Origin of the sequence: Pseudoalteromonas rubra (genome assembly GCF_005887095.1) — a bacterium.
In the GTDB taxonomy this organism is placed as follows: Bacteria; Pseudomonadota; Gammaproteobacteria; order Enterobacterales; family Alteromonadaceae; genus Pseudoalteromonas; species Pseudoalteromonas rubra_E.
In genome coordinates, this window is record NZ_PNCI01000197.1 from 1 (window position 1) to 247 (window position 247).

Here is a 247-nt window from a genome sequence, read left to right on the forward strand (position 1 = left end):
ACCCTCTCGATTTCGATAACATAGTGACAATAGATACTCACCAACAGCATGTGCAGCTACTACAATATCTTAAGCAAAGACAAAAGCCCGCAATTGTCATTGCTGCTAGCGGCATGTGCAGTGGCGGGCGTATAGTTAACTACCTCGTTGAGTTTTTACCAGAGCCCACGACCGATGTCAGTTTTGTTGGCTACCAAGGTGCAGGCACGCCAGGGCGAGCTATTCAAAAATATGGCCCGCAAGGAGG

At 48.6% G+C, this 247-nt stretch carries 1 pseudogene; it reads left to right on the top strand.

What is annotated here, in order from left to right:
* Positions 1 to 247 (top strand): annotated as a pseudogene (locus tag CWB99_RS23855) (MBL fold metallo-hydrolase); the annotation flags it as partial.